Annotated in this window: 20 protein-coding genes; 10 read left to right on the top strand and 10 right to left on the bottom strand. The window is 69.2% G+C overall.

Annotated features, from left to right (window positions below; all coding sequences use genetic code 11):
- Positions 1-9 precede the first annotated feature (9 nt).
- The 3 genes from V6M42_RS02150 to V6M42_RS02140 all read right to left on the bottom strand — a co-directional run bounded on the left by V6M42_RS02150 (position 10) and on the right by V6M42_RS02140 (position 2,589).
- Positions 10-501, bottom strand: coding sequence for a helix-turn-helix domain-containing protein (locus V6M42_RS02150; RefSeq protein WP_332676832.1), 492 nt, complete (start codon positions 499-501; stop codon positions 10-12).
- Positions 502-600: 99 nt separating this feature from the next.
- Complete coding sequence (locus tag V6M42_RS02145; RefSeq protein WP_332676830.1) at positions 601-2,388, bottom strand: PHA/PHB synthase family protein; 1,788 nt, start codon at positions 2,386-2,388, stop codon at positions 601-603.
- A gap of 15 nt (positions 2,389-2,403) precedes the next feature.
- Positions 2,404-2,589 (bottom strand): hypothetical protein, encoded by a 186-nt coding sequence (locus tag V6M42_RS02140; protein ID WP_332676828.1) that lies wholly within the window; start codon positions 2,587-2,589, stop codon positions 2,404-2,406.
- Between the two features lie 115 nt (positions 2,590-2,704).
- Between V6M42_RS02140 and V6M42_RS02135 the strand changes: the two genes are divergently transcribed.
- Entirely contained in the window at positions 2,705-3,604 is a 900-nt protein-coding gene (locus V6M42_RS02135) for a LysR family transcriptional regulator (RefSeq protein ID WP_332660949.1), read from the top strand.
- A gap of 204 nt (positions 3,605-3,808) precedes the next feature.
- On the opposite strand, the gene V6M42_RS02130 is transcribed toward V6M42_RS02135, so the two are convergent.
- From V6M42_RS02130 to tpiA, 3 genes are all read right to left on the bottom strand, one after another.
- Positions 3,809-5,461 carry a CTP synthase gene (locus V6M42_RS02130; RefSeq protein WP_332676826.1) on the bottom strand — a complete coding sequence of 551 codons (1,653 nt, stop codon included), beginning with the start codon at positions 5,459-5,461 and terminating at the stop codon, positions 3,809-3,811.
- An 89-nt stretch (positions 5,462-5,550) separates the two neighbouring features.
- Positions 5,551-5,967 carry a preprotein translocase subunit SecG gene (secG, locus tag V6M42_RS02125; protein WP_332660953.1) on the bottom strand — a complete coding sequence of 139 codons (417 nt, stop codon included), beginning with the start codon at positions 5,965-5,967 and terminating at the stop codon, positions 5,551-5,553.
- Between the two features lie 87 nt (positions 5,968-6,054).
- Positions 6,055-6,804, bottom strand: coding sequence for a triose-phosphate isomerase (tpiA, locus tag V6M42_RS02120; protein ID WP_332676824.1), 750 nt, complete (start codon positions 6,802-6,804; stop codon positions 6,055-6,057).
- Between the two features lie 176 nt (positions 6,805-6,980).
- Between tpiA and V6M42_RS02115 the strand changes: the two genes are divergently transcribed.
- Together V6M42_RS02115 and trpE are read left to right on the top strand one after the other, a co-directional pair.
- Positions 6,981-8,912, top strand: coding sequence for a peptidyl-prolyl cis-trans isomerase (locus V6M42_RS02115; protein WP_332676822.1), 1,932 nt, complete (start codon positions 6,981-6,983; stop codon positions 8,910-8,912).
- Positions 8,909-10,423, top strand: coding sequence for an anthranilate synthase component I (trpE, locus tag V6M42_RS02110; protein ID WP_332676820.1), 1,515 nt, complete (start codon positions 8,909-8,911; stop codon positions 10,421-10,423). Before V6M42_RS02115 ends, trpE begins: the two co-directional genes overlap by 4 nt.
- Positions 10,424-10,431: 8 nt before the next feature.
- Here the strand turns inward: trpE and V6M42_RS02105 are convergent, their stop codons facing one another.
- A complete protein-coding gene (locus tag V6M42_RS02105) occupies positions 10,432-10,614 on the bottom strand; it encodes a peptidoglycan-binding protein (RefSeq protein WP_332660959.1) in 183 nt (60 codons plus the stop codon).
- A gap of 107 nt (positions 10,615-10,721) precedes the next feature.
- On the opposite strand from V6M42_RS02105, the gene V6M42_RS02100 reads away from it, so the two are divergent.
- From V6M42_RS02100 to lexA, 4 genes are all read left to right on the top strand, one after another.
- Entirely contained in the window at positions 10,722-11,312 is a 591-nt protein-coding gene (locus tag V6M42_RS02100) for an anthranilate synthase component II (protein ID WP_332676818.1), read from the top strand.
- Positions 11,312-12,349: an anthranilate phosphoribosyltransferase gene (gene trpD / locus V6M42_RS02095; protein WP_332676817.1), complete on the top strand. Its 1,038-nt coding sequence runs from the start codon at positions 11,312-11,314 to the stop codon at positions 12,347-12,349. Before V6M42_RS02100 ends, trpD begins: the two co-directional genes overlap by 1 nt.
- Positions 12,346-13,137 (top strand): indole-3-glycerol phosphate synthase TrpC, encoded by a 792-nt coding sequence (trpC, locus tag V6M42_RS02090; protein ID WP_332676815.1) that lies wholly within the window; start codon positions 12,346-12,348, stop codon positions 13,135-13,137. Before trpD ends, trpC begins: the two co-directional genes overlap by 4 nt.
- A 95-nt stretch (positions 13,138-13,232) precedes the next feature.
- Complete coding sequence (gene lexA / locus V6M42_RS02085) at positions 13,233-13,925, top strand: transcriptional repressor LexA (RefSeq protein ID WP_332676813.1); 693 nt, start codon at positions 13,233-13,235, stop codon at positions 13,923-13,925.
- Positions 13,926-13,991: 66 nt separating this feature from the next.
- On the opposite strand, the gene V6M42_RS02080 is transcribed toward lexA, so the two are convergent.
- Entirely contained in the window at positions 13,992-16,133 is a 2,142-nt protein-coding gene (locus tag V6M42_RS02080) for a ComEC/Rec2 family competence protein (RefSeq protein ID WP_332676810.1), read from the bottom strand.
- Between V6M42_RS02080 and gltX the strand changes: the two genes are divergently transcribed.
- From gltX to V6M42_RS02065, 3 genes are all read left to right on the top strand, one after another.
- Entirely contained in the window at positions 16,132-17,556 is a 1,425-nt protein-coding gene (gene gltX / locus V6M42_RS02075; RefSeq protein WP_332676808.1) for a glutamate--tRNA ligase, read from the top strand. The genes V6M42_RS02080 and gltX overlap by 2 nt on opposite strands.
- A gap of 65 nt (positions 17,557-17,621) precedes the next feature.
- Entirely contained in the window at positions 17,622-18,923 is a 1,302-nt protein-coding gene (gene gltA, locus V6M42_RS02070; RefSeq protein WP_332660971.1) for a citrate synthase, read from the top strand.
- A 154-nt stretch (positions 18,924-19,077) separates the two neighbouring features.
- Positions 19,078-20,163, top strand: a complete 1,086-nt coding sequence (locus V6M42_RS02065; protein WP_332676806.1) for a winged helix-turn-helix domain-containing protein — start codon at positions 19,078-19,080, stop codon at positions 20,161-20,163.
- Here the strand turns inward: V6M42_RS02065 and lpxB are convergent.
- Together lpxB and lpxI are read right to left on the bottom strand one after the other, a co-directional pair.
- Positions 20,160-21,326, bottom strand: coding sequence for a lipid-A-disaccharide synthase (gene lpxB / locus V6M42_RS02060; RefSeq protein ID WP_332676804.1), 1,167 nt, complete (start codon positions 21,324-21,326; stop codon positions 20,160-20,162). The genes V6M42_RS02065 and lpxB overlap by 4 nt on opposite strands.
- The coding region (lpxI, locus tag V6M42_RS02055) for a UDP-2,3-diacylglucosamine diphosphatase (RefSeq protein ID WP_332676802.1) at positions 21,323-22,147 on the bottom strand (825 nt) is incomplete at its 5' end. The genes lpxB and lpxI, both read right to left, overlap by 4 nt.

Below are 22,147 nucleotides of genomic sequence, written 5' to 3'. Positions count from 1 at the left end.
GCTCCGTGTTTAGGTCCCTGGCTCGGACAGCGATCGGATGGCGTCCGGAGGGGCCTGTTCGGCGGCGGTGCGTGTTGTCGCCGCCATCACAGACACGATTCCGATCGATACGATCGCGGCCCCCATGGCGAAGGCAAGGACCAGGGCGAGCCGGACCAGGATGCGCCGGTCAGGACGCGGGAGGAACCAGCTGGACGGGCCCGGGCGGTCGCCTGGGACGCCAGCTTGCTCGTCCGGCGCCGGCTGAGGAAACGTCGGCGATGGAGCGGTGGAAAGGGGACCGGGAACAAACGAGGAGGAAAGCGGGTAGTCCCGGGAGACGATACGCACGGCTTCGTAGCGGTCGGATGTTCCGAGCCGTTTATAGGCGTTCGAAAGATGGTTGTTGACGGTGTTCGGGGAAATGGTCGCGCCCAGCCGCCGGGCGATCTCCTTGTTGGAGAGTCCCTCCCCTGCCAGTCGAACACACTGCAGTTGCCGTCGTGAAAGCCGGTCGCCCATACCCCATCCCTGCACTCGGTCAGCAGGGCCTAAGCCGCTGACTCGAAAGAGAAGGGTTAAACCAAATTCACGGGATTGCACGCGCCAGCGTATCAGGCCTCAGTGACGGACGCGGACGTAGGAACCCGGTGCGGCTTCCCCGGCCTTCAGCTTGCCGGAGCCGACCTTGCGCGCCTTGACCTTCTCGTCGGCGGCGGCCGCATCGAGCCAGCCCTGCCATTCCGGCCACCACGATCCGGTCTTCTGCTCTGCGTCCGCCAGCCAGGCGTCGGCCTGGTCGGGCGCCGCGTCGTTGACCCAGTAGCCGTGCTTGTTGGCCGCCGGCGGATTGATCATCCCGGCATTGTGTCCCGAGCCCCCCAGCAGGAACCGGGTGGGCCCGCCGAAGAAGTGGCGGCCTGCATAGGTGTTCTTCCAGGCCGCGACGTGATCATCCTTCAGCGCCACGATCATGACCGGCGTCCGGATCGCGCCGAGATCCAGCGCCACGCCGTCGATCGCCACCCCGCCCTTTTCCCTCAGCCGGTTTCCGCGCAGCACCTGCGCCCCGTACTCCTTGAGCATCCGGGCGGGTATGCGCGAGCCGTCGTCGAACCACCACAGCAGGTCCGAGGCCCGCGCCTCGTCGCCCAGCAGATAGTGGTTCACCACCGACGACCAGATCAGGTCATTGGCGCGCACCGTCGAGAACAGCTTGGTCAGGTCGTGCGCCTCGACATAGCCCTTCTCGTCCAGATAGCGGTCGAAGGCCTTCATGTCGGCGTCGCCGGTGAACACCGACCACTCGCCCATGTCGCCGAAATCGACCAGCGTCGCGATCAGCGTCGCCGACGCCACGCGCTCGGCGCTGTCCGTTCCCGCCAGATAGGCCAGCGTCATCGCCGACAGCGTCCCGCCCAGGCAGTAGGAGACCAGATCGACGTCCGGCTCGCCGGTCGCCTTCTGGACGGCGTCCATGGCGGCGATCACGCCGTCCTTCACATAGGCGTCCAGACCATTGTCGGCGTGGCTCTCGTCCGGGTTGGCCCAGGAGATGACGAAGACGGTGTGACCCTGGTCCACCAGCCATTTCAGATAGCTGGCCTTCGGAGTGAGATCGAACAGATAGTATTTGTTGACCAGCGGCGGGACGAACAGCAGCGGCCGGCGATAGACCTTGTCGGTCGTGGGCGCGTACTGGATCAGCTCCATCAGCTCGTTCCTGAACACCACCGCGCCGGGCGTTGCGGCGACGTTGACGCCCAGTTCGAAATCATTGGGCGCGCGGCGGCTGACCAGTCCCTGCCCCTTGCCGATGTCTTCCAGCAGGTTGGACACGCCGGTCAGCAGGCTGAGCCCCCCCGTTTCAACCATTCGGCGGGCGACCTGCGGGTTGGTCTGGGCGAAATTGGTCGGCGCCAGGGCGTTGATCATCTGGCGGCTGGCGAAGTCGACCTGGGCTCGGGTTTCCTCGTCGACCGGAGCGGCGGCGACGAACTCCTGCAGCTGGCGCGCGGCCAGCAGATAGGCCTGCTTCAGATAGTCATAGACCGGCTCGTCGCTCCACGCCGGGTCCGAGAACCGACGATCCCCCCTGGCCGGAGCGGCGACGGGGGCCGCCTCCTGTCCCATCGCCCGTTCGCCCATGGTCCGCCACAGGGCGGTCCAGTCGTTCCAGTTCTTCGCCTGGATTTCAAACAGCGTGGCCGGCCGCATCATCACCGAGGTGTTGAAGTCGATCATCGCCCTGGCCAGGGTGGTGGGGTCGTAGGGCAGCGTCTGCGGCGTCGCGGCCTGGGCTATCGTCGACCGCACCGCGGCGGCGGCGTTCTGCATGAGCGTGGTCAGGGTCTCGGCCACGACCATGGGATCAGGCGCGGAGGGGATGGGCGTCGTTGAGGCGGTCATGAGCTGGGCTTCTGCCTAGAGCGAGACGAGAACGTCGACGGCGGCGCAGGCGCGCGGGGCCACGAACAGCAACGCAAGTGCGCGATCCGGGTTCTCCGCCGTCCAGGCCGGGCACAGATCCCCGGCCGCGTCGAGCGGTTCGAGAGCTGGCAGAACCTGTATGGGCGAAGCGGGCACGTAGGCGGCGGCGTCGAATGCCATGACGAGGCGTCCTCTTAACAAAGCTGCGTTCGATAGCGGCGGTATCTCATGGCTTTTCTGTTCTGACGATGCCATCATTTGAGCAATCGTTGTGCGTTTTTGCACAGGAGCGCGCGTGGCGGACTTCAACTGGAATGACCTGCGCGCCTTTCTGGCGGTGGCGCGAACCGGACGACTGACCGCGGCGGCGGCGCGGATCGCCATGGATCACACCACAGTGGCCCGGCGCATCGCCGCGCTGGAGACGGGTCTGGGGGCGCAGTTGTTCGACCGCAGCCCGCACGGCTACGCCCTGACACCCCACGGCGAGCGCCTCATGCCGACGGCCGAGAAGATCGAAAGCCTGACCATCCGGGCCGCGGATGAATTGGGCGAGGCCGACCAGGCGCTGACCGGCACGGTGCGGATCGGCGCGCCCGAAGGCTTCGGCAGCTATGTTCTGGCTCCGCTCATGGCGCGGCTGGCCGACCGTCACCCGGGGCTGGACATCCAGCTGGTGGCCATTTCGGGCGTGCTCAGCCTGTCAAAGCGGGAGGCCGATATCGCGGTGACGCTCAGTGCGCCGCGCGAGGGCCGGCTGGTCTCGCGCAAACTGACGGACTATGGCCTCAGCCTCTATGCAGCCCCGTCCTACCTGGACGCCCGGCCGCCGATCCTGACGCGCGCCGACATGGCGGGGCACCGGTTCATCGGCTACATCGGCGACCTGCTCTACGCGCCCGAGCTCGACTACATGCAGGCGCCTGACGTGGACATTCACGTCGCCCTGCAAAGCTCAAACCTGATCGCCCAACTGCAGGCTGCGCTGGCCGGGGCCGGTCTGTGCGTCCTTCCGGACTTCATCGCCGCGCGGGAGGGTGGACTGCGCCGGGTCCTGCCGGACGCCGTGCATCTGGACCGCAGCCTGTGGCTGGTGACTCACGCGGATCTCCGGCCCCTGGCCCGGATCCGGGCGGTGACGGGGATGATCCTGGAAGCCGTCAAGGCGGATCGCACCATGTTCACTGGAACCTGAAGCGGGGCTGTTCGTTCGAAACTTGCAGCGCAAAACAGAATAGAACATTGTTCTGTAATGGGTAAGGGAGGGAAACGACTGTGTTCGAGTCTCTGAAATGCGCCCGGAAGGGTCACATGTTCGTCGACAGCAGAAGCCAGCCTGGCACCCAGGTCTGTGTCCGCTGTCGTCATCGCCAACCGTTTGAAGGGACTATCAGCCCCGTCAAACCAATCGACTCTGCACCACAGCCGCATCAATAAAGCCCGCAAACAACGGGTGCGGCGCGAACGGCCGACTCTTCAGTTCCGGATGATACTGCACGCCGATGAACCAGGGATGGTCCTCGCGCTCGACCGTCTCGGGCAGGACGCCGTCGGGCGACAATCCGGCGAAGGTCAGTCCCGCCTTCTGTTCGATCGCCTCGCGATAGTTGATGTTGACCTCATAGCGGTGGCGATGCCGCTCGCTGATGGTGGTCGAACCGTACATCTGCGCGATCTTCGATCCGGGCTTCAGCGTCGAGTCATAGGCGCCCAGCCGCATGGTGCCGCCCATGTCCCCGCCCTGCTGGCGCAGGACCCGCTGATTGCCCTGGGTCCATTCGGTCATCAGACCGACCACAGGCTCGGTCGTGGGTCCGAATTCCGTCGATGAGGCCTTGGGATAGCCGGCCAGGTTCCGCGCCGCCTCGATGACCGCCATCTGCATGCCGAAACAGATGCCGAAATAGGGGATCTTGCGCTCGCGGGCGAAGCGGGCGGCCTCGATCTTCCCTTCCGAGCCGCGCTCGCCGAAGCCGCCGGGCACCAGGATGGCGTGGGCGGCCTGCAGGCGCGCGTCGCAGGCCTCGCGGTCGCCCTCGAAGGTCTCGGCCTCGACCCAGTCGATGTTGACCTTGACGTTGTTGGCCACCCCGCCGTGGTGCAGGGCCTCGATCAGGGATTTGTATGCGTCCTTCAGGACCGTGTACTTGCCGACGATGGCCACGGTGACCTCGCCGTCGGGCTGCAGCCGGCGGCGGGCGATCTCCTGCCACATGGTCAGGTCCGGCGCGGGGGCGTCCGTGATGCCGAAATGGGCAAGGACCTCGGCGTCGAGTCCCTCGCGGTGATAGTCCAGCGGCACGGCGTAGATGTCGTTGGAATCCATCGCCTGGATGACGCCGCTTTCGCGCACGTTGCAGAACAGGCCGATCTTGCGCTTCTCCTCGGGCGGGATGGGGAATTCGCAACGGCACAGCAGGATGTCAGGCTGGATGCCGATCGAGCGCAGTTCCTTGACCGAATGCTGCGTCGGCTTGGTCTTCATCTCGCCGGCGGTCTTGATGTACGGCAGCAGCGTCAGGTGCACGAAGCACGACCGGCCGCGCGGCAGGTCCTGGCCCAGCTGGCGGATGGCCTCGAAGAAAGGCAGGCCCTCGATGTCGCCGACCGTGCCGCCGATCTCGACGAGAACGAAATCCACGTCCTCGCCGTCGTCCGTCATCGCGGGCGTCAGGCAGAAGGATTTGATCTGGTCCGTGACGTGCGGGATCACCTGCACCGTCGCGCCCAGATAGTCACCGCGCCGTTCCTTCTCGAGGATCGTCGAATAGATGCGGCCCGTGGTGATGTTGTCCGACCTGGCCGCCGAAACGCCCGTGAAGCGTTCGTAGTGACCCAGGTCCAGATCTGTCTCGGCCCCGTCGTCGGTCACGAAGACCTCGCCGTGCTGATACGGGCTCATCGTGCCCGGATCGACGTTCAGATAGGGGTCGAGCTTACGAAGGCGAACCTTGTAGCCGCGCGCTTGCAGAAGCGCGCCGAGAGCGGCGGATGCGAGGCCTTTTCCCAATGAGGAAACCACGCCGCCGGTGATGAACACGTAACGGGCCATGGGAGATTACCTTACCGCCGATTCGGGGGCGGCGGACTGGAGACTTTGAGGGCGGGAGCGGAAGGCGGGGATAACGTCCCCGCTCATCCTTACTGCGCCGGGGCGGGCTGGGCCGGAGCCGGGGCGGGAGCCGTTCCCGACAGGCTCGACTCCAGATCCTGCAGCGAGGGAGCGGCGGGCTGGGCCGGAGCCGAGGGATCGGCGACCGGAGCGGTCTGCGGCGTGGTCGGGGCGATCAGTTCGCCGATGGCGTCGGCGTCCACGATCGAACTGTTCGAGCGCTCGACGTTGCCCAGGATGGTCAGGCCGATCGCGCAGAGGAAGAACAGGATCGACAGAACCCAGGTGGTCTTCGTCAGCAGATTGCCGGCGCCGCGCGCCGTCATGAAACCCGACGGGCCTCCGCCCATGCCCAGCGCGCCGCCTTCGGAGCGCTGAATCAGGATCACGCCGGCGAGCGCGACCGAAATGAGGATCATGGCGACGAGGAGAATGGTCTGGAGCATGGCAGCCGATATGTGTGGCGCGACACCGCGCCGATCAAGCGGCGGCGTCTAACATTGATGACGGACGGGAGCAAACGGTCCCGGCGGTTACGCGCCCCGGATGATCCCGAGGAAGTCCGCGGCCTTGAGGGAAGCGCCGCCCACCAGGGCTCCGCCGACCTCGGGGACGGCCAGGATCTCGGCGGCGTTGTCCGGCTTGACCGAGCCGCCGTACAGGATCGGCGTCGCAGCGACGCCCAGCCCGAGCCTTTCGATCATCGCGGCCCGGACGGCGCGGTGGACCTCCTCGATCTGCTCCAGCGTCGGCGTCAAACCCGTTCCGATCGCCCAGACCGGCTCGTAGGCGACGGCGAAGTCGCGGCCCGCCAGGGCCAGCGGCAGGGACGCCATGATCTGCGATCTCACCACCTCGACGGCGCGTCCCGCCTCACGCTGTTCGAGGGTTTCGCCGACACAGACGATGGGGGCCAGACCGGCCGCCAGCGCCGCTTCGGCCTTGGCCGACACCAGAAGATCGCTCTCGCCGTGGCCCTGACGCCGCTCGGAGTGGCCGAGGATCACCAGGGTCGCCCCTGCGTCCTTCAGCATCGGCGCGGAGATGTCGCCGGTGAAGGCGCCGTGGGTCTCGGCCCGACAGTCCTGCCCGCCGATCTCGATCCGGCTTCCAGCCGCGCTCCGGGCCATTCGCTCGACGAGGGTCGCGGGCGGGCACAGGGCGACACGGCAGGCCGCGGGCTCCCCATCCAGCGCGGCGCGCAACGCCTCCATCTCGCCCAGGCTCGCGCCCAGGCCGTTCATCTTCCAATTGCCGGCGACCAGTTTCACGGATTGTTTCATGCCCGCCTTCTATGCGGCGAGACCGTTCAAGCCAAGCCGTCAGGCCGACTAGAACGGGGAAATCCCGGACGGTCGATGACCGCGGTCCAACAAGAATGGACATCGTCTTGCCGTGCAGGTCGCTCACGCCCTATAGGCCAAGCGATACTCTCGTCGCTGTTCCGCCAGGATCGACCATGCTCTCTGCGTTCCGCACCTTCGCCAAGTCCAAATGGGCCGTGGGTCTGCTTGTCGTTCTGGCCCTCGGGCTGCTCGTCACGGGGGGAACCCAGCTGGACGTGCTCGGGAGTCTCGGACCCAAACATGTCGTGACCGCCGGCGACCGCAGCGTCGGCCAGGCCGAGTTCCGGGGCGAAATGGACCGGATCCTCCAGCAGTCGCAGCAACAGGCGGGGCGCGCCCTCACCTTTGAAGAGCTGATCGGCCAGGGCGGCCTGGTCCAGTACCTTCAGCAGCGGTCCCAGCAGCTCGGCTTCCTGAACTGGGCCTGGAACACGGGCATCCGTCCCGGCAAGGAACTGGTCCTGCGCGAGCTTCGCCAGGCGCCCGCCTTCTTCGACTCCGTCACCGGGAAATTCGACGAGAACCTGTATCGGCAGAAATTGGCCGAGAACAACGCCACGCCCGAGATGTTCGAAGCGCAGATGCGCGACCAGTACATCACCCAGCACTACGGCTCGGCCCTCGGCGCCGGCATGCGCCTGCCGCGCATCTACGGCGCGATCCTGGCCGGCCAGGCGCTCGAAACCCGCGACGGGCGCTGGTTCGCCGTGACCCAGGCCATGGCTGGAACGGCCGGCGCTCCCACGGACGCCCAGCTGACCGCCTTCATGAACCAGAACGCCGCCGAACTGCGCCTGCCGGAATCGCGGACCGCCTCCGTCGTCCTGTTCGACAGCCGCGCCGCGCCCGCCGCCGTCACCGAGGCCCGCATCGAGGAACGGTTCAACTTCCGTCGCGACGCCCTCTCCCTGCCGGAGAAGCGCACCTTCGTCACCCTGACCGCTCCGAACCGCGCCGCCGCCGACCGCATCGCCGGCCGCCTGCGGGCCGGTGAGGCCCCGGCCGTCGTCGCCGGCGCGAACAACATCCAGCCCGCCGACTATGTCGACACCCCGCGCAGCGCCCTGGGCGATCCCGCTATCGCCGCCGCCGTCTTCGGCCTGGCCGCCAACGAGGTTTCGGCCCCGGTCCAGGCCAGCGTCGGCTTCGTGGTCGCCAAGGTGACCGCCATCACTCCGGGCCGCGCCGCCACCCTCTCCGACGTGCGCGAGCAGGTGATCGAGGAACTGCGCGCCGAAGACGCCCGCGCCGCCGTCTATTCCCGCGTCGAGGCGTATGAGAAGGCCCGTGAGGCCGGCAAGACGCTGAACGCCGCCGTGGCCGAGATCGGCGCCCGGATCATTCAGGTCCCCGCGATCCGCCAGGACGGCAAGCTGCGCAACGGCCAGGACATCAACCCGCCGCTGCCGCCCCAGCTGGTCCAGACCATGTGGACCCTCGGCAAGGGCGGCGAGAGCGAAGTCATCGACATGGGCCAGGGCCAGTATTTCGTCGTCCGCGTCGACGAGGTCACGCCCGCGGCCCTGCCGCCGCTGGAATCGATCCGGGCCCCGCTGGCCCAGCAATGGGTCCTGCGCGAGAACGCCCGCCTGCTGACCACCCGCGCCAACGCCCTCGCCGCCCGCGTCCGCGGCGGCGAGGACCTGGCCGCCGTCGCGGCGTCCGTCGGAGCGACGCTTCAGACCGGATCCGGCCTGAGCCGCCAGTCGGTCCAGCAGTACGGCCAGGGGGTCATCCAGGGGGTGTTCAGCAGCGGCCGCGGCGAGATGTTCTCGCAGCAGAACACCAACGACAGCTTCGTCATCGGCCGCACCGACCGGATCACGCCGGCCCCGGCTGTCCTCGCCGCGCCCATGGCCGAGCAGTTCCGTCAGCGCATGGCGGGCGACAACGTGAACGCCGTCGGCGAACTGGCTCTCAAGACGGCCGCCGCGCGCTCCAAGGCCCGTTATGACGAAGCCCTGGCCCGCGCGGCCCTGGGCCTTTCCGCCGAAGCGCCGGCCGCTCCCGCGGGCGGCGCCCCGGCTCCCGCTCAGGGTCAATGACCCCAGGGACCGTCGCGGCCGATTTCGCCGACTTCCGGCGGGGCTGGGCCGCCGGCCTTCCCCGCGTCGTCGTCCGCCGGCTGGTCGACGACCTGGAGACGCCCGTCTCGGCCTTTCTGAAGGTCGGGCACGGTCGGACCCACGCCTTCCTGCTGGAGTCCGTCGAGGGCGGAGCCGTCAACGGCCGCTATTCGATCATCACGCGCGAGCCCGACGCCGTCTGGCGCTGCCGGGACGGCCAGGCCGGTCTGGCGCGCGGAGCCGACATCGCGGCGGGTCGTTTCACCCCTGAAGCCGGGGATGCCCTGACGTCGCTGCGGGCCCTCATGGCCGCCTCGCGCTTCGACCTGCCCGACGACCTGCCGCCGATGGCCGCGGGCCTGTTCGGCGTCTTCGGCTATGACATGGTGCGTCTGCTCGAGCCGCTGGGGGCGGCGAATCCGGATCCGCTGGACCTTCCCGACGCCGTCCTGACCCGCCCGACGCTGGTGGCCATCTTCGATTCCGTCCGCCACGAGATCGTGCTGGTCTCGGCGGCCTATCCCGACGGCGGCGCGACGGCCGAGGCCGCCTTCGAGGCCGCAACGGCGCGCCTGGACGCCTTCGAAACCGATCTGCGCAGACCCCTTCCCGCCATCCCCGTCGCAGTGGAGTCGGCTGCGCCTGACTTCGCCTCGCCCGTCGACGCCGACGGCTTCGGCGAACTGGTCGCGCGGGCGAAGGACTACATCGGCGCGGGCGACATCTTCCAGGTCGTGCTCAGCCACCGCTTCGCCGCGTCGTGGAGCGCCGACCCGTTCGCCTTCTACCGCTCGCTGCGGCGGTCGAACCCCTCGCCCTATCTGTTCTTCCTCGACTTCGGCGATTTCCAACTGGCGGGATCAAGCCCGGAAATCCTTGTCCGGCTCAAGGACGGGCGCGTCACCATCCGCCCGCTGGCCGGCACCCGCCCGCGCGGCGACACGCCCGAGGCCGACCGCGCGCTCGAGGCGGAACTGCTGGCCGATCCCAAGGAGCGGGCCGAGCATCTGATGCTTCTGGACCTCGGCCGCAACGACGTCGGCCGCGTCGCCGCGCCCGGCACCGTCGAGGTCATCGAGAGCTTCCGCATCGAGCGCTACAGCTCGGTCATGCACATCGTCTCCGAGGTCCAGGGCGACGCCGATCCGAAGCTGGACGCGGTGGACACGCTTCTGGCCGCCCTGCCCGCCGGCACCCTGTCCGGCGCGCCCAAGGTGCGGGCGATGGAGATCATCGACGAGCTGGAGATGACCAAGCGCGGCGTCGGCTATGGCGGGGGCGTCGGCTACATCTCCGCGGGCGGCGAGGCCGACGTCTGCATCGTCCTGCGCACCGCCCTGTTCGCCGACGGCAAGATCCACGTCCAGGCCGGCGCGGGCGTCGTCGCCGACAGCGATCCGGCGGCCGAATACGCCGAGACGCAAGCCAAGGCCCGCGCGCCAATGCGGGCCGCCGAGGACGCCTGGCGCTATCCGTTCGGCAACCGCTAGGCCAAGGCTCAGGGTTGGGCGGAGACGACGGTCTCGTCGAAGTGGACGCCGGGTCCCAGCACCACCACCCCGGCCATCAGCACCGCCGCCATCGCCGCCAGCGCGGCCGCGCCGAGCGTGGCGTACGGATTGGCCCTGGCGGCCACGGGCGTCAGCAGCACGCGGGCCCTGGCGATGGTCTTGTCGGTCATGGCCCGGCTCCCCGTTTGGACCGGGCCACTTCGGGACAGTTTGGTTAACGAAGACTTACGGGCGGAGGCGCTTGGCGGGTCGCCCCGCACCCCCTAGAAGCCAAGACATGATCCTGGTCGTCGATAACTACGACAGCTTTACCTACAACCTCGTCCACTACCTGGCGGAGTTGGGGGCCGAGACGCGCGTCGTGCGCAACGACGACCTGACCGCCGCCGAGGCCTGGGCCCTGAAGCCCGAGGCGGTGCTGCTGTCGCCCGGCCCCTGCACGCCCAACGAGGCGGGGATCTGCCTGTCCGTTCTCGACACCGCCCCCTTGGACATGCCGATCTTCGGCGTCTGCCTGGGCCATCAGGCGATGGGTCAGGCGTTCGGCGGCGAGGTGATCCGCGCCAAGGCCCTGATGCACGGCAAGACCTCGCCGATCGAGCATGAGGGCCAGAGCGTGTTCAAGGGCCTGCCTTCGCCCTTCACCGCCACGCGCTACCACAGCCTCGCCGTCCGCCGCGAAACCCTGCCCGAGGCGCTTGAAGTCACCGCCTGGACCGCCGACGGCGAGATCATGGGGCTGGCGCACAGGACCCGCCCCATCCACGGCGTCCAGTTCCACCCCGAGTCCATAGCCACCGAACACGGCCACGACCTGCTGGGCAATTTCCTCGATCTGGCCAACGTCAGACGCCGGGCGATGGTCTGATGGCCGACGGCTTCAAACCCCTGCTGGCCCGGCTGGTCGACGGCCGCGTCCTGTCGACGGAAGACGCCCACGCCTTCTTCTCCGCCTGCCTGCGCGGCGAACCGACGCCGGCCCAGGTCGCCGCCGCCGTCACCGCCCTGCGCATCCGCGGCGAGACGGTGGAAGAGATCGCCGCCTTCGCCACCGCCATGCGCGACGCGGCCCTGAAGCTGGATCACCCCTACGACGTCATCGACACCTGCGGCACCGGCGGGGACGGACAGCACACCTTCAACATCTCGACCGCGGCGGCCCTGGTTCTCGCGGGCGCCGGGCTGAAGGTCGCCAAGCACGGCAACCGCGCCCTGAGTTCGAAGTCCGGTTCGTCCGACGTGCTGGCGGCGCTGGGCGTCAATCTCGCCGCCAGCCCCGCCCAGCAGCGCCGTTCGCTGGACGACGCCGGCATCGCCTTCCTGTTCGCCCCCGCCTACCACGGGGCCATGCGCCACGTCGGGCCCGTTCGCGCCGAGATCGGTTTCCGCACGGTTTTCAATCTTCTGGGCCCGCTTTCGAACCCGGCGTCTGCGAAACGTCAGGTGATGGGCGTCTATGATCCCCGTCTGCTGGAGCCCCTCGCCGAGGTGCTGGGCCGGCTGGGCGCCGATCGGGCCTGGGTGGTGCACGGGCAGGGCCTCGACGAACTGACCACCACGGGGCCCACCGGCGTGGCCGAATGGCGGGACGGGACCGTCCGCCGCTTCACCGTCACGCCCGGGGACGCCGGCCTGCCCCTCGCCTCGATCGAGGATCTTCGCGGCGGCGACGCGGAGGAGAACGCCCTGGCCCTGCGCCGGCTGCTCGCGGGCGAGAAGAGCGCCTACCGCGACATCGTCCTGCTGAACGCGGCCGCCGCCCTGGTCGTCGCCGACCGCGCCGCCGATCTGAAGGAAGGCGCCGTCCTCGCCGCCGCCGTCATCGACGACGGCCGCGCCGCCCGGGCCCTGGACGAGCTGGTCGTCGCCACCAATGCGCCCGAGCCGGAAGAAGAGCCGGCGTGAGCGACGTCCTCGCCGGCATCGCCGCCTACAAGCGGGAAGAGGTCTCCGCCCGCAAGGCCGCGGCTTCACAGGACGCCGTCGAGGCGCTGGCGCGTCAGGCGTCCGCCCCGCGCGGCTTCCGCGCCGCCCTGGAACGCCACGTCGAGGAAACCGGACGCCCCGGCCTGATCGCCGAGATCAAGAAGGCCAGCCCGTCCAAGGGCCTGATCCGCGCCGACTTCGACCCGCCCGCCCTCGCCCGCGCCTATGAACGCGGCGGGGCGCAGTGTCTGTCGGTCCTGACCGACGGCCCCAGCTTCCAGGGCGACGACGCCTTCCTCGCACAGGCCCGCGAGGCGACCGCCCTGCCCTGCCTGCGCAAGGACTTCCTCGTCGATCCCTGGCAGGTGGCCGAGAGCCGGGCGCTCGGCGCCGACTGCATCCTGATCATCCTCGCCATGGTCGACGACGCCCTCGCCGCCGAACTGCTGGCCGAGGCGGAACGGTTCGGCATGGACGCCCTGATCGAGACCCATGACGAGGCCGAGATGGCCCGCGCCTGCAAGCTGGGCGGCGATCTGGTGGGGATCAACAACCGGTCGCTGCGCACATTCGAGGTCGATCTGGAGGTCACCGAACGCCTCGCCATGCTGAGCCCCGTCCGCGCCCTGCTGGTCGCCGAGAGCGGCATCTTCACCCCCGACGACGTGCAGCGGGTGTCGGACGCCCACGCCCAGGCCATCCTTGTCGGCGAAAGCCTGATGCGTCAGGCGGACGTCGAGGCGGCGACCCGCGCCCTGCTCCGGTAACCGGACCTTAACCGGAACACCTCAGGAACACCTTGTGGACGTTTGCGGTTTGTTCCGCTACGTTTCTCGCAACGGGATTCGCCTCGAGGACCTCCATGCTCACGCGCAAACAGCACGAACTCCTGATGTTCATCCATGAACGGATCAAGGAGACGGGCGTGTCGCCCTCCTTCGACGAGATGAAGGAGGCGCTGGATCTGGCGTCCAAATCGGGCATCCACCGCCTGATCACGGCGCTGGAGGAACGCGGCTTCATCCGCCGTCTGGCCCACCGTGCGCGGGCGCTGGAAGTCACCAAATTGCCGGAACAGGCCACGACCTCGCAGCCGCGCGGCCGCCAGCCCTTCCGCCCCGACGTCATCCAGGGCGGCGGACGGCCGATGCCCGCCGATCCGGCCAATGACACCCGCGAACTGTCGCTGATGGGCAAGATCGCCGCCGGCACGCCCATCGCCGCCATCGAGCACGAAACCGCCCGCTATCCGGTGCCCGAGGCCATGCTGGGCGCGGGCGACCACTACATGCTCGAGATCGAGGGCGACTCCATGATCGAGGCCGGCATCCTGAATGGCGATCTGGTGGTCATCAAATCCACCGACACCGCCACCTCGGGCGACATCGTCGTGGCCCTGGTCGAGGGCGAGGAAGCCACCCTGAAACGCCTGCGCAAGAAGGGCGGCTCGATCGCGCTGGAGCCCGCCAACCGCAACTACGAGACCCGCATCTTCGGCCCCGACCAGGTCGAGGTTCAGGGCAAGCTGGTCGGGCTCATCCGCCGCTATCACTGACCCCGTCCCGGATCAGGTCCGGGACGACAAATGCGTCGCCTCGTCATCCCGGAAACGGCGCAGCCGTTATCCGGGACGGCTCCACGGCCTGTCGCCGCGCACATCCGCCGACCAGACCGCCCGCCAGCGCCTGGCTGACGCCGGGCCCTCGCGCCACAGCTCAACCGCCCCGCCGCGGGCGTAGTCGACGCCGTCCAGCACCAGTCTGCCGTCGCAGGAAGCCGGCAGGACCGTCATGGGCGCACGCAGGCTGACGACCGGCGCCGATCGGCACAGGGCGTCCACCTGTGCGAGCGATGGCGCCTTGCTGCCCCACCACAGGGCCAACGGGCCCGCCCCCGGAACCTCCGGCGCGCAGGAGAATCGCGTGCAGGTCCAACCTTGTGCGGGTCGCTCGACGGGCGAGACGCCACGCCGTCGCGACCAGACATCGACCGCGAACTGCCGGACACCCGGCCGCATCACCACGGTCTGGCCGGCCTGCACCCAGGCCGCATTGGTCCCGCCGTCGCCGATCCAGACCTCGGGCGTCGGCTCGCGCGGCCACAGCATGACCGCCGCCGCCAGCGGCAGACCCAGCCAGCGCAGCGGCCCGCGCCAAAGACAACAGAACAGGACGCCCAGGAAGGAGATCGGCAGGGCGACGTCCGGCGCGCTCGCCACCGTCCGCACCGCGCCCGGCAGGCCGGCGGTCCATTCGCCGATGGCCAGCATCAGCCCGATCCCCTGCCCCGCCAGCCACAGGAAGGGCGCGCCCAGACCCAGGGGCTCCAGCAGGGCGCCGAGGGCCAGCATCGGCATGATCAGAAAGTCCGACACCGGCGCCGACGCCAGATTGGCCGCCAGCCCGTACATGGCCGTGCGGTTGAAATGCTGCATGGCGAACGGCCCGGTCGCCGCTCCCGCCACCAGACTGGCCAGAACGGCCGCGCCCACCCATGCCCCCGCCCGCTGGACGATCAGGATCGGCAACGGCGCGGATATCTCCTTCGGCCGCCGCGGCCAGGCCTCGACCAAGGCCACCAGGGCCGCCGTGGCCGCGAACGACATCTGGAAACCCGGCGTGACGATGGCCTCGGGCTGCAGCAGCAACACCACGAAGGCCGCGACCGCCAGGGCGTGCATGGTGATCGCCTGCCGGTCGAGCAGTATGGCGAGGAAGGCGATCGAGGCCGTGATCGCGGCCCGCTCGGCCGGCGGCGGCGCGCCCGACACGACCAGATAGGTCCCGACCGCCAGCAAGCCCGCGACCGCCGCGACCTTCTTGCCGGACGCGCGAAGCGCCAGCCACGGCCAGGCGGCGACCAGCAGCCGTACGAGAAAGAAGGCGAACCCGCCCACCACGGCCATGTGCAGGCCCGAGATCGACAGGATGTGGGCCAGGCCGGAATCGCGCATCACATCGACGTCGTCGGGGTTCAGCCACGCCTCCTGCCCCGTGGTCATGGCCGCCGCGATGCCGCCCGTCCGCTCGCCCAGCCGCGCGACGATGCGCCGGGCCAGATCGAACCGCATGCCGTTGACCGCCATCGCCGCCCGGACACGCCAGGGCGGAGGCGCGAGATACGCGGTCCGGGTCTCTCCGACCGAAAAGGCCACGCCGCCCATGCTCTGGAAGAAGGCGTTGCGACCAAAATCATAGGCGCCGGGGCTGGCGGGCGCCGGCGGCGGATTGAGGATGGCGAACAGCCGCACGGCCTGACCCGGCGCCGGAGCCTCGCCGCGGACCGTGGCGCGCAGCCGGACCGGCGTCTGCTCGGGCGCGAGGCCGCGGATGCGCACGGGCGCGATGACCACCCGCGGCCCCGCCGATCCCGGGCTGTCGACATCGACCACCCAGCCCTCGACCACGGTCGGCCCGGCCATGGCCGGGGCGATCGGCGCTGTCACCGCGTCTGTCCGCAGCTTCGCGACCGCGACGCCGAGGGCGAAGCACGCCAGCATCAGCAGCGGCAGGGTCCATGCCCGCCCCGGCGCCAGACGCCGCGCGCCCAGCCACAGACCCGCGCCGGCCACGGCTGCGGCGAGCAGCGGCCAGAGGGGCGGCTCGGCCTTCAGCGCGAAATAGACCGCGCACCCTCCGCCGAACGCCACCGGCGCCCACATCCGCCAGCGCAGGGTTTGGGCCGCGACCTGATCACGCAGGAAGGCGCGGACGCTGTCGGCGAGTCTGGGCTTTACCGGCGTCGGCGCTATAACGCCCGCCATGACCTCCCCGTCCGATCCGAACCCCGCCGTTGTCACGCGCTTCGCCCCCTCGCCGACCGGCTCCCTCCACATAGGAGGCGCTCGAACGGCGCTTTTCAACTATTTGTATGCCAAGGGACGCAACGGGAAGTTCCTGATCCGCGTCGAGGACACCGACCGCGAACGCTCGACCGACGAGGCCGTCAAGGCGATCTTCGACGGCCTGAGCTGGCTGGAGCTGTTCGCCGACGAGGAACCGGTGTTCCAGTTCAGCCGCGCCGACCGCCATCGCGAGGTCGTCAACGAACTGCTGGAGCGTGGCGCCGCCTACCGCGACTTCACCTCGGCGGAGGAAACAGGCCGCCTGCGCGACCTCGCCAAGGCCGAGCGGCGCACGTTTGAATCGCCCTGGCGCGACCGCGAGCCCACGGTCGACGACCTTACGCAGCCGCACGTCGTCCGCTTCCGCCGTCCCCTGCCCGGTCAGGTGACGGTCGAGGATGAGGTGCAGGGAACGGTCAGCTGGGCCAACGACGACCTCGACGACCTGGTCCTGCTGCGCTCCGACGGCGCCCCCACCTACAATCTGGCCGTGGTGGTCGACGACCACGACATGGGCGTGACCCACGTCATCCGCGGCGACGACCATCTGAACAACGCCGCCCGCCAGAGCCTGATCTATGATGCGCTGGAGTGGACGCGGCCCGGCTTCGCCCACATCCCCCTGATCCACGGCCCCGACGGGGCCAAGCTGTCGAAGCGGCACGGCGCGCAGGCGGTCCATGAATACGCCGAGATGGGCTATCTGCCCGAGGCCATGCGCAACTATCTGGCCCGTCTGGGCTGGGCTCACGGCGACGACGAACTGTTCAACGACGCCCAGGCGCTGGAGTGGTTCGACCTGACCGGCGTCGGCAAGGCGCCCGCCCGCCTGGACTTCGACAAGCTGGCCCACGTCAACGCCCACTGGATCCGGCTGGCCGACGACGACCGGCTGGCCAAGATGACGCTGGACGTCCATCTGGCGCGCGGCCACGCCCTCGGTCCGGACGACGAGGCCCGACTGCTGAAAGCCATGCCGTTCGTGAAGGACCGCGCGAAGACGGTTCTGGAACTGGCGGACCAGACCGCCTTCGTCCTGCGTCCGCGTCCGCTGAAGATCTATGAAAAGGGTCTGCCGATGCTCGCCGGCGAATCGGGCGAACGCATCGCCCGGCTGCGCGACAGGCTGAAATTGTTCGCCAGCTGGGACGTCTTCGCGCTCGAGACCGAGCTCAAGGTGTTCGCCGAGGAAGAGGCCGTGGGCTTCGGCAAGATCGGCCCCGCCGTACGCGCCGCCCTGACCGGCGACGGCGTCTCGCCCGACATCGCGAAGACTCTGGCCGCCCTGGGACGAGAAGAAAGCCTCGGGCGCTTGGATGATGCGCTGCAACAGACTATCTGACAATTCATCAGACCGTGGATAGCGCCTCTCCGCGCCGGTTTCCGCCTAAACCCTCAGGGGCATCAATGACTGAACAAGCCAAACCCGCCGGCACGGCGACCCTCTCCTACCGCGACAAGAGCGTCGAGCTCCCCGTCCTGTCGGGCTCCACCGGCCCCGACGTGATCGACATTCGCAAGCTCTACGGCGCGACCGAGGCCTTCACCTACGATCCCGGCTTCACCTCGACGGCCGCCTGCGAAAGCGCCCTGACCTTCATCGACGGCGATGTCGGCACCCTGCTTCACCGCGGCTATCCGATCGACCAGCTGGCGTCCAAGTCCAACTTCATCGAGGTCTGCCACCTGCTGCTGCACGGCGAACTGCCCACGGCTTCGGAATACGAAGCCTTCGAGCGCAGCATCACCATGCACACCATGCTGCATTCGCAGTTCGACCGCTTCTTCGAGGGCTTCCGCCGCGACGCGCACCCGATGGCGATCATGGTCGGCACCGTCGGCGCCCTGTCGGCCTTCTACCACGACAGCCTGGACATCCATGATCCGGTCCAGCGCAACATCTCGGCCATCCGCCTGATCGCCAAGATGCCGACGCTGGCGGCCCGCGCCTACAAATACCACGTCGGCCAGCCCTTCATCTCGCCGCGCAACGACCTGACCTACGCCGAGAATTTCCTGCGCATGTGCTTCGCCGTCCCGGCCGAGGACTATGTGGTCAACCCGGTGCTGGCCAAGGCCATGGACCGCATCTTCATCCTCCACGCCGATCACGAGCAGAACGCCTCGACCTCGACCGTCCGTCTGGCCGGTTCGTCGGGCGCCAATCCGTTCGCCTGTATCGCCGCCGGCATCGCCTGTCTGTGGGGCCCCAGCCATGGGGGCGCCAACGAGGAGGCGCTGAACATGCTCAAGGAGATCGGCACCCCGGACAGGATCCCGGAGTTCATCGAGGGCGTGAAGGCCAAGAAGTACAAGCTGATGGGCTTCGGCCACCGCGTGTACAAAAACTACGACCCGCGCGCCAAGGTGATGAAGGAGAGCGCCGACGAGGTGCTGGCCGCCGTCGGCGATCCCAACGACCCGCTGTTCCAGGTCGCCAAGGAGCTGGAGCGCATCGCCCTCAACGACGAATATTTCATCGAGCGGAAACTGTTCCCGAACGTCGACTTCTATTCGGGCATCACCCTGTCGGCCATGGGCTTCCCGACCTCGATGTTCACCGTGCTGTTCTCGCTGGCTCGCACTGTCGGCTGGATCGCCCAGTGGCAGGAAATGATGGCCGACCCCGGCCAGAAGATCGGCCGCCCGCGCCAGCTCTATACGGGCCCGACCGAGCGCGACTACGTGCCGATCGCCAAACGCGGCTGATCAGGCCTGCGACAATGAAACGCCGGGGCCCGCGCCCCGGCGTTTTTCGTTGGCCGTCAGGCCATTGCCTTGTCGGCGTCGATGGGTGACGCTTCCTTCCGCTTGAGCAGCTCCGCGAGGAGCATGGGCAATATCGGAAAGTCCTGCTGAACCCATGCCGCACGGCCGCTTTCGCTTTGAACGATTCCTGCTCGACGCAGGCGATCGGCGGCTGACCCGGGACGACACCCCGGTCGAGCTGAACGCCCGCTATCTCGACGCCCTGGTCCTTCTGGTCAGCGAGGACGGCAGGCTGGTCTCGAAGGACCGTTTCCTCGACGAGGTCTGGCGCGGCGTCCCGGTCACCGACGAGGCTCTGACCCAGTGCATCCGCACCATCCGACGGCAACTGGGCGACGACGCCGGCCGGCCGCGATTCATCGAGACGGTTCCCAAACACGGCTATCGCTTCATCGCCCCTGTGACGCGCGCTGAACCAGCTTCGGCGCGTGCGGGGCCTGTCGCGCTTCAGGGCCAGGACGCCTCGCCGCGCGGACCCCGGTCGCTGTTTGCACGGGTGGGCGCGGCTGGGATGATCGGCGGCGGCGTGGCCGGTGTTCTGGGCGGTCTCTTCTACGGCGTCATCGCGGCCGCCCAGCCGCAGCAGTCCGGCATGGGCGCCATATCGATCATCCTTGTCCTGACCTGCCTGACCGCCATCGTCGGTCTCGTGGGCGGAGGGGGCGTCGGCTTCGGGATCGCTTCGGCCGGCTTCGCCCCCGGCCGCGCCTGGCTGTGGAACACGGTCGGCGGCGCCCTGGGAGGCATGATCATCGGCGCCGTCGTCAACCTGATCGGAATCGACGCCTTCAGCCTGTTGCTCGGCCAGAGCCCCGGCGAGATCACCGGCGCCGCCGAAGGCGCCCTGCTGGGCGGCGCGATCGGCTTCGGGGCCTGGCTCGGACCGCGCGTCGGAGGCCCCTCCTCGCCCGCCCACAGCATCGCCGCCGCCGGCCTGGCGGGCGGCGCGGCCGGCGCGGCGATTCCCCTGCTGGGCGGCCGGCTCATGGGCGGCAGCCTGCATCAGCTGGCTCACGCCTTTCCCCAGTCCAGACTGGGCGTCGACCGGATGGGGGCCCTGTTCGGCGAGAGCAGTTTCGGCCTGACCAGCCAGATCATCACCGCCGGCCTGGAGGGCGCGCTCTTCGGCGCCTGCGTGGCCAGCGCGATCCGGCTGGCGAAGCGCCGACCGCCCGTCTAGGCGGCCTTGCCGGCGATCACGCGCAGCACCGCGTCGGCGGCGATCTCGGAGGGGTTGCGCCCCTCCCGCCCCATCAGGTCCAGCGCCGCCGTCTGCCGGTCCGCCTGCGCGCGCCGCGCCTCGGGATCGGCCAGCAACCGCCCGACCTCAGCTGCCAGATTCTCGGGCGTGGCGTCGTTCTGGATCAGCTCGCGGGCGATCTCGGCGTCGGCGGCGTGGTTGAACAGGGTCGCGTATTTGCCGGTGAAGAACGGCTTCATGATCGCATAGCTGAGCGGCTGGAAGCGGTACGAGATCACCATCGGAGCGCCCGCCAGCGCCAGTTCGGTCGACACGGTGCCGCTGGTGGCCAGGGCCACGGTGGCGGCGCGCATGGCGGCGTATTTTTCACGCTCGGGAACCAGATGCGCCCGGAACGGCCACCCCGCGACCCGTCCGGCGACGTCGTCCGCCACGGTGCCCGCCGCGACGACCGCAACCTGCAGCGAGGGGTCGACCGCCTTCAGCCGCGCGACGGCGGCCTCGAACACGGGCGTCATCAGCCGGATTTCCGAGGGTCGGCTGCCCGGCAGGACCAGCAGCAGGCGCGCGCCGGGCGCGATCCCCCGCGACGCGCGGAAGGCGGCCGGGTCCGCGTCGCCGAAATCGGCGTGCAGCGCCTGCGAACCCACGACGGTCGTCGGCAGCCCCTCCCGCTCGAACCACGGCGCGTCGAAGGCGTACAGGGCCAGCAGGTGGTCGACCGACGCCGCCAGGGTCTTCGCCCGCCCCGGACGCGAGGCCCAGACCTGGGGCCCGACATATTTGATCAGCGGGACCCCGGGCAGAGCCGCCTTCAGCGCCCTGGCCACGCGGATGGTGAAGCCCCAGCTGTCGATCAGGACCACGCCGTCCGGCTTTTCGGCGACGGCCAGGGCGACCGTATCGGCCACCCTGCGCTTGACCACGCCATAGGCCTTCAGCCCCTCGAGCCAGCCGAAGATGGAAAGCTCCGCGATGTCGAACGGGCTCTGCACGCCCTGCTCAGCCATCCGGGGACCGCCGACGCCGACAAAGACCACATCAGCCCCCAGCCGCGCCTTCAGCGCCTCGGCCAGGCCGGCGCCCAGGGCGTCGCCCGACGCCTCGGCCGCCACCAGCATGATTTTCAGCGGCCGGCTCATTGGTCCCTGTCGCCCCAGACATAGACGCCCAGCCGGTCGGCCGCCTCGACGATGGCGGCGTGGTCGATGAGGATCAGTTTTCCGGCCACGCCGCCCACGCCGGCCAGTCCGGCCGCCGCCGCCATCTCCACGGTGCGTACGCCCATCACCGGCATATCGACCCTCAGGTCCTGGATCGGCTTGGGCGCCTTGCCCAGCGCGCCCTTGCGGTCGTTCGCGGAGCCGCGCAGGTCCGCCGGCAGGGCCGCGACCCGCGCCAGCATGGCGTCCGTCCCCTCCTGCGCCTCCACCGCCAGCACCAGACCGTCGCAGACGACTGCGCCCTGACCGATATCAAGTTCGCCGGCCTTTTCCGCGACATGAAGCGCCTTCCTGAGATCGGAAAGCTGCTCCTCGGAAGGCTGCACGGCCCCCAAGGCGCCGCCCGGCAGAGTCTCGCCGCCCAGGATGTCGTCGGCGCCCTCGATGGCGTAGCCCTCGTTTTCAAACACCGACAGGATCTTGCGCAGCAGGGCGTCGTCGCCCTTGCTCGCCGCCGCCACGATGCCCGGCAGCAGGGTCGCGCCCTTGAAATCCGGCTTCAGGTTCCGGAAGTCCGGCCGGTTCACCGTCCCGGCGAAGGTCACCGCCGCACAGCCCGCCTTCTTCAGCGCCGACAGCACCTTGCCGATCTCGGCCATGCCGGCCTCTATGCCGGGGTAGCGCGCCAGATGCGGATCGGCGAAGCCGGTCAGGCGCACCACGAACACCGGCCGGCCCTCGGCCTCGCACCGCGCCGCCACCGATATGGGCAGGGCGCCGCCGCCGGCGATCAGGCCCAG

Origin of the sequence: Brevundimonas sp., assembly GCF_036677305.1 — a bacterium.
Lineage (GTDB): Bacteria > Pseudomonadota > Alphaproteobacteria > Caulobacterales > Caulobacteraceae > Brevundimonas.
The sequence above is the reverse complement of the archived record's forward strand: the minus strand, read 5'-3'. Positions and strand labels throughout refer to the sequence as shown.

What these genes read in the sequence shown, in the direction of transcription:
- lexA (WP_332676813.1), top strand. Translation starts at nt 13,233, where the DNA reads ATGCTCACGCGCAAACAGCACGAACTCCTGATGTTCATCCATGAACGG.
- V6M42_RS02115 (WP_332676822.1), top strand. Translation starts at nt 6,981, where the DNA reads ATGCTCTCTGCGTTCCGCACCTTCGCCAAGTCCAAATGGGCCGTGGGT.
- V6M42_RS02100 (WP_332676818.1), top strand. Translation starts at nt 10,722, where the DNA reads ATGATCCTGGTCGTCGATAACTACGACAGCTTTACCTACAACCTCGTC.
- V6M42_RS02130 (WP_332676826.1), bottom strand. Translation starts at nt 5,461, where the DNA reads ATGGCCCGTTACGTGTTCATCACCGGCGGCGTGGTTTCCTCATTGGGA.
- V6M42_RS02080 (WP_332676810.1), bottom strand. Translation starts at nt 16,133, where the DNA reads ATGGCGGGCGTTATAGCGCCGACGCCGGTAAAGCCCAGACTCGCCGAC.
- V6M42_RS02150 (WP_332676832.1), bottom strand. Translation starts at nt 501, where the DNA reads ATGGGCGACCGGCTTTCACGACGGCAACTGCAGTGTGTTCGACTGGCA.
- V6M42_RS02140 (WP_332676828.1), bottom strand. Translation starts at nt 2,589, where the DNA reads ATGGCATTCGACGCCGCCGCCTACGTGCCCGCTTCGCCCATACAGGTT.
- V6M42_RS02065 (WP_332676806.1), top strand. Translation starts at nt 19,078, where the DNA reads ATGCCGCACGGCCGCTTTCGCTTTGAACGATTCCTGCTCGACGCAGGC.
- trpE (WP_332676820.1), top strand. Translation starts at nt 8,909, where the DNA reads ATGACCCCAGGGACCGTCGCGGCCGATTTCGCCGACTTCCGGCGGGGC.
- V6M42_RS02145 (WP_332676830.1), bottom strand. Translation starts at nt 2,388, where the DNA reads ATGACCGCCTCAACGACGCCCATCCCCTCCGCGCCTGATCCCATGGTC.
- gltA (WP_332660971.1), top strand. Translation starts at nt 17,622, where the DNA reads ATGACTGAACAAGCCAAACCCGCCGGCACGGCGACCCTCTCCTACCGC.
- V6M42_RS02105 (WP_332660959.1), bottom strand. Translation starts at nt 10,614, where the DNA reads ATGACCGACAAGACCATCGCCAGGGCCCGCGTGCTGCTGACGCCCGTG.
- lpxB (WP_332676804.1), bottom strand. Translation starts at nt 21,326, where the DNA reads ATGAGCCGGCCGCTGAAAATCATGCTGGTGGCGGCCGAGGCGTCGGGC.
- gltX (WP_332676808.1), top strand. Translation starts at nt 16,132, where the DNA reads ATGACCTCCCCGTCCGATCCGAACCCCGCCGTTGTCACGCGCTTCGCC.
- trpD (WP_332676817.1), top strand. Translation starts at nt 11,312, where the DNA reads ATGGCCGACGGCTTCAAACCCCTGCTGGCCCGGCTGGTCGACGGCCGC.
- secG (WP_332660953.1), bottom strand. Translation starts at nt 5,967, where the DNA reads ATGCTCCAGACCATTCTCCTCGTCGCCATGATCCTCATTTCGGTCGCG.
- tpiA (WP_332676824.1), bottom strand. Translation starts at nt 6,804, where the DNA reads ATGAAACAATCCGTGAAACTGGTCGCCGGCAATTGGAAGATGAACGGC.